A 14,913-nucleotide genomic window follows, 5' to 3' on the forward strand; every position below is an offset into this window, starting at 1 on the left:
GAGGTCAAAGTCATTCATCGACTACCACAAGGAACGAAAGCAGACTATTGGCCCTATACCGTAGTAATCAATCTCGCCGGCGAAAACCTCTTCACCAAGCGGTGGTCCACCAAACAGAAAAAAACCATCCGTGACAGTCGCATCGCACTCACCGAAAATCTTGTCGACAACATCCACAAGTCACAGTGCGTAAAGCGTTTTATTTCGGCATCGGCTATTGGTTACTATGGCGCCAGAGACGACGAAACACTGAACGAGCAGGGCAAGGCCGGCAGCGACTTCGCAGCCACGCTGTGTAAAGATTGGGAGGCCGCCGCGCAGAAAGCATCCGTTTCAACTGACGTGATCTGCTTGCGACTTGGTGTCGTCCTTGGGTCCGGGGGCGCATTGGAAAATCTTCTACCCCCTTTCCGGCTAGGACTAGGTGGCCCAATCGGGCATGGCAAGCAATGGTTTAGTTGGATTCATATCGACGATCTGACCAACCTGATTATGGCCTGTGTGGAAGGCCAAATAAGCGCACCCGTCGTCAATGCAACGGCACCGCAACCGGTACAAAATCGTGACTTTGCCAAAGCACTAGGTCACTGCCTGAAGCGACCCGCCATTCTACCCATGCCAGCCTTGGCAATGAAATTACTCTTGGGCGAAGTCTCAAGTCTATTAACGACCGGTCAACGTGTCATACCTGAGGTAGCACAAGCCCAGGGCTTTAACTTCAGGTTCCCAGATATCGATAGCGCTCTTACCGATCTTCTTGAGAAACGCAAATGACACTGCGAGAGGCTATAGCCAATATCGAAAAACCAATCGCTCTAGTTAACGGCGCAACTGGTGGCATCGGACTCGCTATTGTCAAAGCGCTATTAAGGCAACCTCATTGGACGGCCATTTTTGCATTGTCGCGTTCAGCCCAATCAAACACGGCATTGTTAGCATTGGCAGATTTGGACGAGCGCCTATGCGTACTGTCGACAGATCTAAGCAATAGCCAAGATCAAGAGGACCTAGGACGTAACATAGAAGCTGTTGACGGTCAGCTAGTATACATCTGTAATTGTGTTGGTATATTGCATGAAAAGAACATCCGTCCAGAAAAACGCCTAGAAGATTGCACTCAGCAGGCAATGCATTCTGCGTTTAACACCAATGCGCTCATACCACTTTTTTTAATTCAGGCGCTGGTGAACTATATACCCAGAAACATTCCCTCTCTCTTTGTGAGCTTTTCAGCACGGGTCGGAAGCATTAGCGACAACCGGCTGGGGGGCTGGTATGCCTACCGAACATCCAAAGCCGCCCACAATATGTTGATAAAAACGCTTTCGGTCGAATTAAGCCGCAGACGACCACATTTAACGATCATTGCCTATCACCCGGGAACCGCAGACAGCGCACTATCTCGTCCCTTCCAAAAAAATGTTCCATCCGAGAAGCTCTTCAGTTGTGACCAAGCTGCCAGCTATTTCTTATCAGTGACAGATAAACTGACCGAGCAAGACACCGGAAGCTTTTTCGCCTGGGACGGGTCGACGATTCCATGGTGAATCGTGGCCACCACCACGAACGTGCTTTTGCACACACCAGAGTTCGCGTTCTCACGCACTAACGAAATGGCTCTTCGCTCTGCATTAATCACTATGCCTGATCGGTAAAACAAACACGCTTCTTCAGCCCCTTCAAATCACTCTGAGTACTGCTATACTCGCGCACTCATTTAATTTTATTAACAATGATGACAAGGACCTGTTATGAAACTCGAAACGCTTGCAGTGCGCGCCGGATTCAATGTAGACCCGACTACCAATGCTGTTGTAACGCCTATTTATCAAACGACCTCATACGCTTTTGACGATACTCAGCATGGCGCAGATCTGTTCGATCTGAAAGTCCCGGGCAATATTTACACCCGTATAATGAACCCCACTAACGCCGTGTTAGAGGAGCGAGTTGCCGCACTCGAGGGCGGCGTCGGTGCATTGGCAGTCTCATCAGGTATGGCCGCAATTGAATACGCCCTGGAGACAATATCTGAAGTAGGCGATAACATCGTAGCCACTAGTAAACTTTACGGCGGAACTTACAATTTCTTCGCCCACTCACTACCTCGCCGCGGCATAGAAACGCGATTTGTGAGCCACGACGACTATGAGGCGATGGCAAATGCGATCGATAGCAAGACCAAAGCAGTTTTCTGTGAATCAATCGGTAACCCCGCGGGCAATATTGTCGATATCGAGAAGCTGGCCGAGATCGCACATCAACATGGCGTTCCGCTAATCGTAGACAATACTGTAGCCACGCCCTATCTATGGCGCCCCTTTGAGCACGGCGCTGATATCGTTATTCACTCGTTGACCAAATACATGGGCGGCCACGGTAACTCCGTTGCTGGCATCATTGTCGATTCCGGCAAATTTCCTTGGGCTGAGCACAAGGAGCGTTTCCCTATGCTCAACGAGCCAGACCCGGCTTATCACGGTGTGGTTTACACTGAGGCGATGGGCGAAGCCGCGTTTATTGGTCGCGCACGCGTGGTGCCATTACGTAATACCGGTGCGGCACTGAGCCCAATGAACACCTTTTTGATACTGCAAGGTATAGAAACACTGCCACTGCGTATGGATCGCCACTGCGAAAACGCGCAGAAAGTAGCCGAATTTCTGCGCGACCACCCCAAAGTTGAATGGGTAAACTATGCCGGTTTGCCTGAAAGCCCAGACCATTCGCTTGCTAAGAAATACTTGCAGGGCCGAGCGTCGGGCATTCTAAGTTTTGGTATTAAAGGAGGTCAGGAAGCCGGAGCGCGCTTTATCGACGCGCTGCAACTGGTGCTTCGCCTTGTAAACATCGGCGACGCACGCAGTCTTGCCTGCCATCCAGCCTCCACCACCCACCGCCAATTGGACGACAAAGAACTTGCCAGTGCGGGTGTAAGCCGGGAAATGGTTCGTCTATCCATTGGCATCGAGCATGTAGACGACATTCTTGCCGACCTCAGCCAAGCCTTAGACGCGGCCGCATAAAAGCGCTCAATGAAAGGGAGAGCCTCTTGCTCTCCCTGCTCCGCCGCTGCTTTGCAGCACTCCCAAATTTCTTAGAGATTATTTTCCGCTTCGGAAATAACCGTATCGAACCTTTTACTAAGCGCCTTTTGTCGCTGTACGCAGAGATAAAGCGTTTCATTCACGGGCTTTTTCAGTCGATGTACTTTAATACGCCTGGGTTTAGAAAATGCATTAACCGCATGGGCCGGTAGCACCGTAAAGCCCAAGCCCATACTGACCGGTTCCAAAATCAGGCTGATTTGGTTTGAGAAGCCTCGTTTTTCGAGCAGATTGCTGTGCTGAAATTCAGGGTAATTGGCGCTTAACAGCAGGTCCGCGTGATGACTTCCATCTGGGTGGTCAATAAACCCAAGCGAAACCAACGTGTTCCAACTCGGGTTCTCTATGCCAGCTGGGGTTACCAATAACAGTGGCTCCTGCGCAATAGGACGGCTATGTACTTCCACGCGTCTGGATTTTGATGTGATAAAGCCAATATCAGCCCTGGCGTCAGCAATAGCAGACTCTACATCCCTATTAGGTGCAAAGCGGTAGTCAATGACGAGCTTCGGATGCTTCCGCTGTAACGCTAGGAGCTGGGGATACAACTTAAGCCCCACGCTTCCCGGAGACATCACGCGCACCTCACCCTCATACGGTGGATCTTCACCTACACGCTGCTCTAAATCCGACAAAGCAGCGATGATTTCGCGTGCCTCGCTGTAAAGCCGTTCCCCAGCATCGGAAAGCGAAAATTGCTTGCCCTTTCTAACGAGCAACTCGACATCGAGCTGCTGTTCCAGCTTACGCACATGCTGACTGACACCGGACTGCGTCATATGCAGCCGCTCCGCGGTTTTGGTGAAATGACCGACTTCCACCAGCGTGCAAAAGCTGTGTAACCACACCGTATTTATCATTACAAAATATACTCATAGAGATGACAAATGATAATTTTATGTAATTTAACAGACCTTATAGACTCCACACCAGCATTAAGACAAGGAGAACAGATTATGAGTAATGTCTACCCAAGAAATTTTTCGCACATTGGCATTTCAGTGCCAGACCTAGAAAAAGCTGTTGAATTCTATACCAGCGTCATGGGTTGGTATTTGATCATGGAGCCAACAGAAATAGAGGAGGACTCTAGCGCTATCGGCGAAATGTGCACGGACGTGTTTGGCCCAGGCTGGGGCAGTTTTCGCATTGCACACCTGTCAACAGGTGACAGAATTGGAGTGGAAATATTCCAGTTCAGGAATCAGGCCAACCCGGAAAACAACTTCGAATACTGGAAGACTGGTGTTTTTCATTTCTGCGTGCAAGACCCAAACGTTGAAGAGCTGGCTGAACGCATCGTAGCCGCCGGTGGCAAAAAACGTATGGAGAAACCTCGCTATTACTACCCTGGCGAGAAACCTTATCGCATGATTTACATGGAAGACCCGTTTGGGAATATCGTGGAAATCTATAGCCACAGCTATGAACTGGTCTACAGCGAAGGTGCCTATTAAGAACTCGGGATCACGACCCTGCCAAGGGCAATGGAATTTACGACGTCGTTGCTACTCCCCCAAGCCAGCCTTAGGTCCTGAACCCTAGGCTGGGAGCAGGTCACAAGCACCCAGCCGTACGGGTGCTTGCTACCCAGCTTACCCATCCACTTCCCCTCAACCACCGATTCGTGTTTGCCAGCAAGGCGCTTTCACTTCGCCGCCGAGCTAACGATTTTGCAATGATTATGGCGTCACTGGCAGGCTAGTATATTTCACTAATCCTTTGTCACGCCGCGTGACCCTGCACCGGCTCTACATACACAACCCACGACGAGTACACCGCTATGTCAAATAACGTAGAAAACGCCACCCTGTACGATGGTGTCTGTATGCCCCATCTTTTGATTGAAGGTCTGAATCGCTACGACGACCGTCCGTGCCTGTTTATGGGTGATGACCATATCCTCAGTTATCGAGATATGCGAGAAACCACCAGTAGACTGATGCAGGCACTGGCGTCACTAGGTCTGGGCAAAGGCACACGCGCAGCCATCATATCCGGTAACCGCCCGGAGGTTCTTTCAAATACAGCCGCGATGTCTATTTCCGGGTTTATCGGTACGCCGCTACATCCGATGGGCTCTCTCGATGACCACATTTATGTTTTGCAGGATGCAGAAATTGAGGTGCTGATTTTCGATCCTCAATTGTTTGGCGAGCACGTCGCCAAACTCAAAGAACGCGTACCAACCATCAAACACTTCCTCGCCTTCGGACCCACTGACGTTGGTACCGACTATCTAGCGCTAGCGGAAACCTTTGATCCCAAGCCGTTAGTTGCGGCCGATATTACCCCGGACGACCTCGGCTCCATCAACTACACCGGCGGTACTACCGGCAAGCCCAAAGGTGTGATGTCCACCCATCGCGGCACAGCTTACATGGCCATGATTCAGGCTGCCGAATGGGAATTCCCGGAAGATCTGCGCATGTTGATGGCCACACCGCTGTCACACGCTGCGGCAGCGTTTTTCGTGCCCGTGCTGCAAAAAGGCGGGGCATTTTATGTATTACCCGGTTTTACTCCCGATCTGTTTTTCGACTGGGTAGAGAAATACTGTATCACCGCTACCATGCTCGTACCGGTAATGCTCTATGTGCTGCTGGACTCACCACGAGCCGATACCGCAGACATGTCGAGCATGGAAAGCATCTTCTACGGCGCCTCCCCCATGAGCCCGGCCCGGCTTCAACAGGGGCTGGAAAAGTGGGGGCAGATTTTTTATCAGTTTTTCGGTCAGTCGGAAGCACCGATGGTGCTGACCAATTTGTCGCGCAAGGATCACGACCTCAGCAAACCCGAGCGACTGGCCTCTTGTGGCCGTCCTGCTCCCTGGGTTCATCTGGCGCTTCTGGATGACAATAACGAACCGGTTGCCGAAGGCGAGCCCGGAGAAATCTGCGTACGCAGCCCGCTGGTAATGAAAGGCTACAAAGGCCTGCCCGAACAAACCGCCGAAGCCTTTGCCGGTGGCTGGCTGCATACCGGCGATATCGGACGGTTTGATGAAGAGGGCTTTCTGTATATTGTCGACCGCAAAAAAGACATGATCGTCACCGGCGGCTTTAACGTGTTCCCCCGTGAAGTGGAAGATGTGCTTTCGGGGCACGAAGCGGTTGCCCAAGTCGCTGTGGTTGGCGTGCCAGACGAGCGCTGGGGTGAATCGGTCAAGGCTGTCGTGGTTCTCAAACCTGGCGTCGACGGCACCGACGACGTGCGCCAGTCTCTCATCGACACGGTCAAACAAGCCAAAGGATCGGTACAGGCACCCAAATCGGTCGACTTTGTCACCTCCATCCCGCTCACGCCAGTTGGCAAACCGGACAAAAAAGCTCTGAAAGCCCAGTACTGGGGTAACGCCAGCCGTGGCGTACAGTAACAACCTCTTCAGCCGGGCAGCCTGACGGCTGCCCTTCCCCTGCATTATCGCCCTCGCTTGTCAAAGCGCGGATTCCTTTCCTTACGGCCTTTTAACGCACAACCGTGTTGATTTATTCCTTCAACTCAGTTGAAATAATGAAACGTTGAGTTTCATAAAATTATCCGCGTTCAGTAGATCACCCGACGCCAAATCAAAACAATAAGTAGGAATACACGATGACAACCGCTGTAGATACCCGAGATTATTTTACCGACCTGTCACTGCTCAAAGACCCCTACAGCTACCTCGCGACCATACGAGCACAAGGCCCTGTGTATCACTATCCAAAGCGAGATCTCTACTATGTAACCGGCTTTGAAGAAGCCATTGAGGTGTTGCGCAACTCAGAGGATTTCGCCTCTGTTGCTACCGCCGCCGGTATCGCTCCCCTGCCCTTCGAGCCCGAAGGCGACGATATCTCCGAGCAGATTGAAAAGTACCGACCGGAAATCCTGGGCAGCGATATGGTTGCTGCCTACGACGGCCCTCGCCACGCGGCGTTGCGTAGCTTGATTTCACGCATTTTCACGCCCTCGCGGCTGAAGGAAAACGAAGAATATATAGATCGACTGGCGGATGAGATCGCCGCCGAGATGGTGGCCAAAGGTTCCTGCGAAGTCATTAACGAAGTAGCAACGCCTTATGTAACGCTGGTTATCGCCGACTTACTGGGTGTACCCGACGAAGACATGAATGCCTTCCGCGATGCCATCGACGCCGGCCCACCTCCCTTTGACATGACCGCCGTAGACAGCGACGCCCAGGCAGAGCCCAGCAGTTTCTTTATTACCTGCGGTACATTCTTCTACAACTACGTGACCGATCGTCGCACTAACCCGCGTGACGACATCATGACCGAACTGGCGAATGCCAGCTTTCCCGACGGGTCTGTGCCAGATGATATTGAACTGGTCAAAACCATGATGTTCCTGTTCGGTGCAGGCCAGGACACCACCGCAAAGCTGCTCGGCAATGCCATTCGTTATCTGGCCGAAGACACGGAATTGCAGCAGCTGCTGCGCGAAGATCGCACGAAAGTAAACGGCTTTATTGAAGAAATGCTACGGATGGAAGGATCGGTGAAGGCAACTTTCCGACTCGCCAAACGCAACGCCAGTATTGGTGGTGTCGAAATACCCGCAGGCAAGCGCGTTATTATTTTCCTCTCCGGTGCCAACCGCGACCCGGTGCGATGGGAATCACCGGACGAGTTCCAATTGCAGCGCGAGCGCCACACCCGCCATGTTGCCTTTGGTCAGGGCTTGCATACCTGTATAGGTGCACCGCTGGCGCGCACTGAAGTCCGGGTAATACTCAATAAGATTCTGGACAAGACCGCCAACTTTACCCTGTCTGAAACCCACCATGGCGGCGGCGACGATCGCCGTATAGATTATGAAACCAGCTACGTCATTCGCGGCCTGAGCAACCTGCATATCAATATCACGCCCGCCTAACCCATACCGCTGCTGCCCGGCGGGAATCCTCCTGCGGGCAGTGGCTTTTGTGCGCTAAAATTGCAAAGGGAGTTGAGTTGTGACCACATCGCTACAAACGCTGGTCGATAAACAAGACATCACCGAATTGATCTATCGCTACTGCCGCAGTGTAGACCGACTCGACGAGGCACTTGGCTATTCCATCTGGCACGATGACGGAATCGCCGACTACGGGGATTTCTATCGCGGACCCGGACGCGGGGTGATTGATCTTATCTGTGACAATCATCGGCACACCTTGCACCACAGCCATCAACTCGCAAACATCCTGATTAACGTCGACGGCGAACAAGCCGGCAGCGAAGCCTATGTCACCGCAAACCTTCGCGTGAAACAGGGCGAAACCACACAGCAGATAACCGTGTGGACACGCTATATCGATCGCTGGGAAAAGCGTGATGGCCGCTGGGGCCTAGTTAAACGCAAAGCTCTGCGAGATTTCGATGAAGTCCGAGAAGTAACTCCCATGAGCCAGCCGCAAAGTGAAGGCAGCCGTGACCGACTTGATCCGTCCTATAGCGCCTTGAACCTATTCGAATCTTAATGTCCTAGAGGAATCGCGAGTGAAAGCAGCTTACTTCATCGACGGCCGGGTTGAAGTGGGCTCTATGCCCGATCCCACCCCGGGAAAAGGCCAGGTTCTCGTTCGCACACACAGCTGTGGCATGTGTGCATCAGATTCCCATTTTCTAACATCCGGTAAGCACGTCATTGAGCTATGCAAAAAGCACGGCGGGCCCTATGCCGCGCTCGATTTCAGTAAGGCCTTTGTTCCTGGACATGAATTTGTCGGCGAAATTCTGGATTATGGTCCCGGCAGCCGCAAGCCGCTGCGAGTGGGCAGCAAGGTCACCTCCATGCCGTTAATGCTGAAAGACGGTGGGCACGCCGTTATTGGCTACGACAATCACTGCCCCGGAGGTTTTGGCGAATACATGCTACTCGATGAGAACTTGATGATCGAAGTACCTGCGGAACTGGACGATGACATCGCTGCCATGACTGAACCACTGGCAGTCGGGCTTGAGCATGCGCGCCGCGGCGCACCAACGAAAGACGATGTGGCGCTGGTACTCGGGTGTGGTGCGATCGGACTAGGTGTTATCGCGGGTCTCAAATTGATGGGCATCGGCCCGATAGTTGCGGCAGACTTCCACGAATCACGACGTCTGCTCGCGCTTGATGCAGGTGCAGATATCGTCATCGACCCAAAAGCACAATCAGCGTACGAGCCCCTGCCCGATCTCGGTCAGCGCCAGGTCAATCTGGTTTATGAATGCGTGGGGCTGCCAGGCCTGCTTCAAAATATCATCCAATCTGTCGCTTTCGGCGCTCGCATCGTGATGGGCGGCTATTGCATGGAACCGGACCAGTTCCTGATATTTGCTGCCCAGAACAAACGCCTAACAGTACATTTTGCTGGAGGCGAGGAACCCCAGGATATGGCGTTGGCACTACAGTCGATCTGCGATGGTCGTGTGGATGTCAGTAAATGGGTGGGTGCGCGCATAGGGCTCAATGGAGTTGGCAAGGCCCTGAGCGAGTTGTCTGGACCTGCGGCACCTGTGCGCACGGTGGTTGACCCGAGATCCCAGTAACATCAGTTGCCGCTGTTTCGCGCCCGCCGTTGCAAATGACTCAAGAACAACTGGTGCGCGAACACAGGTCTACCCTCTTCTCGGTCACGCCAGTATAAGTTGAACTCCGCCAATGCCATTTCCAGCTCAGTCACTGAGGTGCCATCAAGTATTGCGTGCGCAAGTACCTGAGGTGGAGGAAGGTAGTTATCGGCGTCATCGAAATGCTCTGTGCCCACCCTAGCCCTCAGGTCAATTTCCGTTGTTTCGTTGAGGATTTCTTCAGCAATTTCCCTGTCGGTATAGCCCTGCTGAGTGAGTTTGCTGATGAGCTGTATGGCTTTCATTCAAATTCCCGCCGTGTACGTGGCGTTTTTGCTGGCAGTAAGTAAGTTACTTTATAGCTTATTACTGACAGGAGCTTAAAGGAGGATACAGGATATAGAGGGTAGTATATGGGCGACCGTAACACATTGAAATAAAAAGATTTAATCTGTTATGTCGGGTGCTTGCTGTATTCTGCCCTGTCATCAATTGTGTCTCCCCTTCTGTGGTTTGTGTCTTCCTTTCTTGGGACTCTGTCATCCTTTCCCTGTGGATAACCCGCTTTTTTATCTCTTGTTGGATAAATAAATTTCGCCTTGAAAAAAATGTGTCCAATATAAATTCGAACGGTAGCGCATTTGAATTGTAAATCTGGGAGGTAGCTCAGAAAGGGTGACAGAATCCAGAAATTTTCAGGTTGGGAAATTTTTTGGGAAGCCACAGATGTTTGCATCCCCTGGTCTATTTTCTGAATTTCAGGTGCGCAGACCGGCATTCGTGTTAGCAAATTTATTGAAAGGGGAAAAAAAATTTCAGGCCAGTCGGGGAACAGAGCCTTTGATGGGTTCGGGGGTGCGGTGCAGGATCAGCCCTTTGCGACGATCAGCCTGCAGGGGCAGTGTGATACCGGCTCGGGATTTCAGTTGCTCAATTGCATCCATCACTTCACGTATAGCATCGGCCGTGGTGGAGCATTGGCTCAATAGCTGATGGTGAATCTGTTCCCAAGTAATGCGGGCCAGCGGTTTGTCGGCACGCTCAAGCGCATCCAGCCGCCAAACGCACCAGTAGTACAAGTCGTAGGCATGCGGGCTGTCTAGGTCTGCCACCTGATTCAGTACTTCGTAATCGATGGGTACAGCATGCTCGGCGGCAAAGGTTTGAAACTCAGGTGAGAATTGCAGCCAGCCACCAGACTTGCGGTTAAAACCTTTTGAGCTCCAGAGGAAGGCATCGGACGCAATCGGGATCTGCTTGTAACGCACCACATCGATGTCTTCGCTGTCGCCCTCGCCGTTAACGGTGAGAGACGCGCTTCGGGAAATCTGAATGGTGGTTTTGGCCCAGCTTTCGATGGAATCCGGGTAACGGCGCAAGGCCCCCCGCTCGCCTTTGGTAGCTACTCGGCCGAACACTTTTTCGACCAGCGTCTTCTTAATGCCGGTTAACTCCAGTCGGCCTTCCGGTAAACGGATGCACTCAGTAGTGAGGTAAGCCAGAGCGAGTCTGCCGGGGATTCCGTAGGGTAGGCCTGGGCGTTTATCGCCCTGCCCTTTCTCGATGGGAATCGACAGTGTGAGTTCGGTATCACCGTTCACAGAATGGTATTGAGTGACCCCACCATCTGGCGCCGTTACCGGAATAGCCGACTGCACCAGTGGTGAAGGACAAAACCACAGGTTGCGGTCTGCCCCGGTGTCGCTATGCAATGCGCGGCAATGGTCGTATAGGTCAAACAGGGTGTCGCCCAACAGCGGAATCTCTGCCAGTGGAATCCGGTTAATCGCATCGCGCGGAACAGCAGCGAGCCCGTGTTGGGCAATAGTAGAAAGGATTTCGTTAGCGCTCAGCAAAGATGCGAGTTGCGATGGGCTGGTTGGCGCGGTCGATCTGGCAGGCACACTTTCCGCTAGAGCAATCAGCTCCCGGAATTCCGGAGTGTTTTTGACGGCCAGATTGGACATTTTTTTATGTGGACCGCTCCAAAAGTATGCAAAATGCTTTACGATACCGGAACAGTATACAACACCGCTAAAAACGTCAATAGGGCGATCAGAGATGACGACTCCAAACTATATAGAAGACTTGAAGTCCCAGGTTCAGGGTTACAAACAGCGCGGCCGCGCTATTCTGGAGAACCTTGAGGATTATATCTCCAGTTCAGGCATAGAGCTAACCGAAGGCGAGCGCGAACAGCTCGGCCTCATCAACAAGCGCACCTGCAAGCGCCGCTTCAGTGTACAGGATGTAGCCGACTTGGTGGGCATGTCCCGTTCCTCCATACACCGCTATATTGATCTGGGTGAAATTCCCGACAGGCCAACCCGCGAAACTAATGGTCGGACAGTAAAGTTAGGCTATACGCTGGAGCAGGTTTGGGAAATAAGACAAAAGCTGGGGCGACTGCCAAAACGAGACCGGATGGCGATTGTCGGTTTCCTGAACCAGAAGGGCGGGGTAGGCAAGAGCACCAAAAGCTGGATGTTCGGTCAATATATGGCGCTGCGGGGTTTCCGCGTGCTGTATGTGGACACAGATCCCCAAGCGAGCTTGTCCTTCCTGCTGGGTTATCGGCCGCGCACTGATGTTGGCTACTGGGATACTTTTGCGCCGTTTCTGTTGCAGGATATCGAAGGTGCAGAGGAGGAGTTTGGCGACGGCGGCAAGGTGTCGGATCTTCGCTATTGTATCCGGCCTACCCACTGGCCAAACATCGATATCATTCCGGCCTGTAACGACCTGCTGGAGCTGGAAGTGCAATCAGACCACATCATGCACGGCAGCCCGAACACCTATGAGTCCCTCACGGGTATTCAGCTTAACAGCCCGATGGATTTGCTGCGTAATGGGGTAGAGCGCCTGGGCGATGACTACGATGTGGTGATCTTCGACGGCACGCCCTCGGTCAACACCTCGACGATGAACATTTTTTCTACCTGCGATGCGGTTGTCGCGCCGGTGCCCTGTGGGATGCTGGACTTTAACAGCAGCGTTGAATTTTGCGCGATGATCGAGGAGATTCTCGATTCCTATATAGAGCACGGCATCAACCCGCCACTGCCGCAGTTGCACTTTCTGCTCGCCAAGTTTCACAACAACGCACCGTCGCGGTTTATGGAAGTACTGATACGCAAGACCTTCACTAACGCGCTGCTTACTCATTACGCCACCGCGTCGGATGAAATTCAGAAGCACTCGACCAGTTTCCGCTCGGTGTATGAAATCAACACCGCCGACACCAACAACAGCAAGGCGCTGAAACGCACCCGCGAAGAATACGATGCGCTGTTTGAGGAAATTCGCACCACGGTGCTGGCACCCATCATGAATGATCGCTACGCCGCCAGAATTTAAGGGAGGATACGTTATGACTACGAAGAAGCCCGGCCCCTACGCAGACCTCGACGCCATCACTGGTGATATAGGGGATAGTGCCAGCGAGAAAAAGCCCGACAAACCGACCCGCACCAGCGTGCGGCAGAACAAAGTATCTCCGCCTGTGGCGGCGCGCGTTATTACGAAAGGGGAGGCGCCTGGCAGTAAGTCGTCCAACCTGATCGAGCGCTTGAAAGCTTCCGCTGATTCAATCGAAAAAACCATGCCGGTGACTGGCGTTAAAGTGCGCTTGCGGTTACAGGAAATCGACACCGAGTTGGTAGATGTATCCCCAGAAAATGAGCGCGATCAGGATTTGCTCGATGAATCTTCGGTGTCGGATATTCTGCCCTCGTTCATCAAAAACGGGCAGCAGCAACCTGGCACGCTGCGGCCAAAAGGGGAGGGGCGCTTCGAGTTGATCGAGGGTTCCCGCCGTCTGTTTTGTGCCAAGCTGACTCGCCGCAAATATCTGGCGTTGGTGGGTGATATTCCAGATGCCGATGTCCGCGTACTGTCGCGTACCGAAAACGTTCATAAGCCACCGTCCGCCTTTGAACGCGCGCGCGCCTACCAGCGCGACATCGAGTCGGGCCTGTTTAAAACCTGGGAGCAGTTGGCTGCCGCAGAAGGTATTACCAAAAGCACCCTGTCGCGGTACAAGGCTCTGATAGAAGTGGACCGCGCCTTTGTTAAAGCCTTTCCTGATCCGAACAGCTTCTCCAGTAAAAACGCGGAGTGGATTCGCAAAACCCAGAACACCGACGAGCGGGTGGCAAAGGCACTGCTCGATGCGGCACGTGAGCTGGCCAAGCTCAAAGCCGCTGCAAGCGAAAAGGGCATTGATCCACCCACTGCAGAAGAGGTGATGACGCGACTGAGAAAAGTAGCTCGCGAGAGCCAGAACCAGGGCGGGCCTACCCCGAAGAAGCCGGTGGTCTATAAGACGCCTGATGGGCGCCGTCAGGTCAAACACAGCATCGCCCGTGATGGAAAGTCGGTGAAGCTGGAGCTAAAAGGCTTGAGCGAGGCCGCATTGAAAGAGGTGGTGGAGCAGGTGAAGCGCATTGCTGGCGTTAGCTAGGTTCGCCCGGCGAACCTAGCCCTCAATATGGCCGTAACTCAATGAATATAAAGGAAAATAACTGAATTTTTAAGCGGGACAAAATGTCCCGCTTTTTGTTTCTGTGCGGTGTGAAACGTGTTGCAGGTTCTACGTGGTGTTTATAGTGGAAAGTGTGTAAAGAGAGACGCTTATACGCTGAAAGCCCCGGACTACAGGCGTTTGACGGCACCCTACGCCGCCTGAGTTTTTTACACAGTGTGTAGTTCCGTGTGTAGATACTTATTACCTCCACCGCGCGAGGGAGCGCATTGAATAACCTGGCTGATGGAGTCCTGCCTTTCTGCTGGATGTAGCTTTACTGAATGATGTTTGGGCCAGCTATTTGTAGGTCGTGTAAAACATTCCCAATTTTACCCCTGTACCATCTTTGTGCTGGTGCCTCACAGCCATAGCCACTTCTTTGTAGGTCGATGACGTCGGGTTGCATAGGGGTAGAGATGGCACCGCGGCGGCTAACTATCATTTACATGTAGGTTAAGGGTATTTGGTTTTATACCGGCGCAGCGTGGGAACAGCTGAGTGCCGCGGAAGGAATATCAAAGGCCAATGCGTCTTACTATAAGGCGCTAATTGAATTAGATCCGGCCATTGTTAAAGCCTTTGCCGATGTGAACGACCTGACCACCAGATTCGCCAGGGTCATAAGAAAGACAATGGCGCAAGATGGGGCTGTAGCAAAAGCCATCCTCAATAAAGCGAAGGAAATCCGTGATGCAAACATGGAGGCTCTCTCGAGGGGGCAGGATGTCATGCCTGCTGACGA

Annotated in this window: 14 protein-coding genes; 10 read left to right on the forward strand and 4 right to left on the reverse strand. The window is 52.6% G+C overall.

The window, feature by feature from the left end:
* The 3 genes from ABYP39_RS11740 to ABYP39_RS11750 form a co-directional block, all read left to right on the forward strand.
* Window positions 1-774 (forward strand): TIGR01777 family oxidoreductase (locus ABYP39_RS11740; RefSeq protein ID WP_372782689.1); only part of this gene is annotated, 774 nt, incomplete at its 5' end.
* The gene (locus ABYP39_RS11745) at window positions 771-1,547 is read left to right on the forward strand and encodes an SDR family NAD(P)-dependent oxidoreductase (RefSeq protein ID WP_372782691.1); all 777 of its coding nucleotides are present in this window, start codon (window positions 771-773) and stop codon (window positions 1,545-1,547) included. The genes ABYP39_RS11740 and ABYP39_RS11745, both read left to right, overlap by 4 nt.
* Before the next feature lie 204 nt (window positions 1,548-1,751).
* Complete coding sequence (locus ABYP39_RS11750; RefSeq protein WP_372782693.1) at window positions 1,752-3,026, forward strand: bifunctional O-acetylhomoserine aminocarboxypropyltransferase/cysteine synthase; 1,275 nt, start codon at window positions 1,752-1,754, stop codon at window positions 3,024-3,026.
* Between the two features lie 71 nt (window positions 3,027-3,097).
* Here ABYP39_RS11750 and ABYP39_RS11755 read toward each other — a convergent pair whose 3' ends face one another.
* Window positions 3,098-3,967, reverse strand: a complete 870-nt coding sequence (locus ABYP39_RS11755; RefSeq protein ID WP_372764564.1) for a LysR family transcriptional regulator — start codon at window positions 3,965-3,967, stop codon at window positions 3,098-3,100.
* A gap of 96 nt (window positions 3,968-4,063) precedes the next feature.
* Here ABYP39_RS11755 and ABYP39_RS11760 point away from each other — a divergent pair, with 96 nt between their 5' ends.
* The 5 genes from ABYP39_RS11760 to ABYP39_RS11780 all read left to right on the forward strand — a co-directional run bounded on the left by ABYP39_RS11760 (window position 4,064) and on the right by ABYP39_RS11780 (window position 9,625).
* Window positions 4,064-4,564, forward strand: a complete 501-nt coding sequence (locus tag ABYP39_RS11760; RefSeq protein WP_372782695.1) for a lactoylglutathione lyase family protein — start codon at window positions 4,064-4,066, stop codon at window positions 4,562-4,564.
* A 326-nt stretch (window positions 4,565-4,890) separates the two neighbouring features.
* Window positions 4,891-6,486, forward strand: coding sequence for an AMP-binding protein (locus ABYP39_RS11765; protein WP_372782697.1), 1,596 nt, complete (start codon window positions 4,891-4,893; stop codon window positions 6,484-6,486).
* Between the two features lie 218 nt (window positions 6,487-6,704).
* On the forward strand, window positions 6,705-7,985 hold the full coding sequence (locus ABYP39_RS11770; RefSeq protein WP_372759199.1) for a cytochrome P450: 1,281 nt from the start codon (window positions 6,705-6,707) through the stop codon (window positions 7,983-7,985).
* Window positions 7,986-8,064: 79 nt separating this feature from the next.
* Window positions 8,065-8,571: a nuclear transport factor 2 family protein gene (locus ABYP39_RS11775; protein ID WP_372782699.1), complete on the forward strand. Its 507-nt coding sequence runs from the start codon at window positions 8,065-8,067 to the stop codon at window positions 8,569-8,571.
* 19 nt (window positions 8,572-8,590) lie between these two features.
* Complete coding sequence (locus tag ABYP39_RS11780) at window positions 8,591-9,625, forward strand: zinc-binding dehydrogenase (protein ID WP_372749835.1); 1,035 nt, start codon at window positions 8,591-8,593, stop codon at window positions 9,623-9,625.
* A gap of 2 nt (window positions 9,626-9,627) precedes the next feature.
* On the opposite strand, the gene ABYP39_RS11785 is transcribed toward ABYP39_RS11780, so the two are convergent.
* Both ABYP39_RS11785 and ABYP39_RS11790 read right to left on the reverse strand, forming a co-directional pair.
* Window positions 9,628-9,951, reverse strand: coding sequence for a hypothetical protein (locus ABYP39_RS11785; RefSeq protein WP_372749836.1), 324 nt, complete (start codon window positions 9,949-9,951; stop codon window positions 9,628-9,630).
* 510 nt (window positions 9,952-10,461) lie between these two features.
* Window positions 10,462-11,613 (reverse strand): replication protein RepA, encoded by a 1,152-nt coding sequence (locus ABYP39_RS11790; protein ID WP_372782701.1) that lies wholly within the window; start codon window positions 11,611-11,613, stop codon window positions 10,462-10,464.
* A 94-nt stretch (window positions 11,614-11,707) separates the two neighbouring features.
* Between ABYP39_RS11790 and ABYP39_RS11795 the strand changes: the two genes are divergently transcribed.
* Window positions 11,708-13,003 (forward strand): AAA family ATPase, encoded by a 1,296-nt coding sequence (locus tag ABYP39_RS11795; RefSeq protein WP_372749872.1) that lies wholly within the window; start codon window positions 11,708-11,710, stop codon window positions 13,001-13,003.
* A 13-nt stretch (window positions 13,004-13,016) separates the two neighbouring features.
* A complete protein-coding gene (locus ABYP39_RS11800) occupies window positions 13,017-14,108 on the forward strand; it encodes a ParB/RepB/Spo0J family partition protein (RefSeq protein ID WP_372749871.1) in 1,092 nt (363 codons plus the stop codon).
* Between the two features lie 617 nt (window positions 14,109-14,725).
* On the opposite strand, the gene ABYP39_RS11805 is transcribed toward ABYP39_RS11800, so the two are convergent.
* The coding region (locus ABYP39_RS11805) for a hypothetical protein (protein ID WP_372782703.1) at window positions 14,726-14,913 on the reverse strand (188 nt) is incomplete at its 5' end.

Source organism: Litorivivens sp. (assembly GCF_041625495.1).
In the GTDB taxonomy this organism is placed as follows: domain Bacteria; phylum Pseudomonadota; class Gammaproteobacteria; order Pseudomonadales; family Spongiibacteraceae; genus Litorivivens.

What these genes read in the sequence shown, in the direction of transcription:
- ABYP39_RS11795 (WP_372749872.1), top strand. Translation starts at nt 11,708, where the DNA reads ATGACGACTCCAAACTATATAGAAGACTTGAAGTCCCAGGTTCAGGGT.
- ABYP39_RS11745 (WP_372782691.1), top strand. Translation starts at nt 771, where the DNA reads ATGACACTGCGAGAGGCTATAGCCAATATCGAAAAACCAATCGCTCTA.
- ABYP39_RS11765 (WP_372782697.1), top strand. Translation starts at nt 4,891, where the DNA reads ATGTCAAATAACGTAGAAAACGCCACCCTGTACGATGGTGTCTGTATG.
- ABYP39_RS11790 (WP_372782701.1), bottom strand. Translation starts at nt 11,613, where the DNA reads ATGTCCAATCTGGCCGTCAAAAACACTCCGGAATTCCGGGAGCTGATT.
- ABYP39_RS11785 (WP_372749836.1), bottom strand. Translation starts at nt 9,951, where the DNA reads ATGAAAGCCATACAGCTCATCAGCAAACTCACTCAGCAGGGCTATACC.
- ABYP39_RS11800 (WP_372749871.1), top strand. Translation starts at nt 13,017, where the DNA reads ATGACTACGAAGAAGCCCGGCCCCTACGCAGACCTCGACGCCATCACT.
- ABYP39_RS11750 (WP_372782693.1), top strand. Translation starts at nt 1,752, where the DNA reads ATGAAACTCGAAACGCTTGCAGTGCGCGCCGGATTCAATGTAGACCCG.
- ABYP39_RS11760 (WP_372782695.1), top strand. Translation starts at nt 4,064, where the DNA reads ATGAGTAATGTCTACCCAAGAAATTTTTCGCACATTGGCATTTCAGTG.
- ABYP39_RS11770 (WP_372759199.1), top strand. Translation starts at nt 6,705, where the DNA reads ATGACAACCGCTGTAGATACCCGAGATTATTTTACCGACCTGTCACTG.
- ABYP39_RS11755 (WP_372764564.1), bottom strand. Translation starts at nt 3,967, where the DNA reads ATGATAAATACGGTGTGGTTACACAGCTTTTGCACGCTGGTGGAAGTC.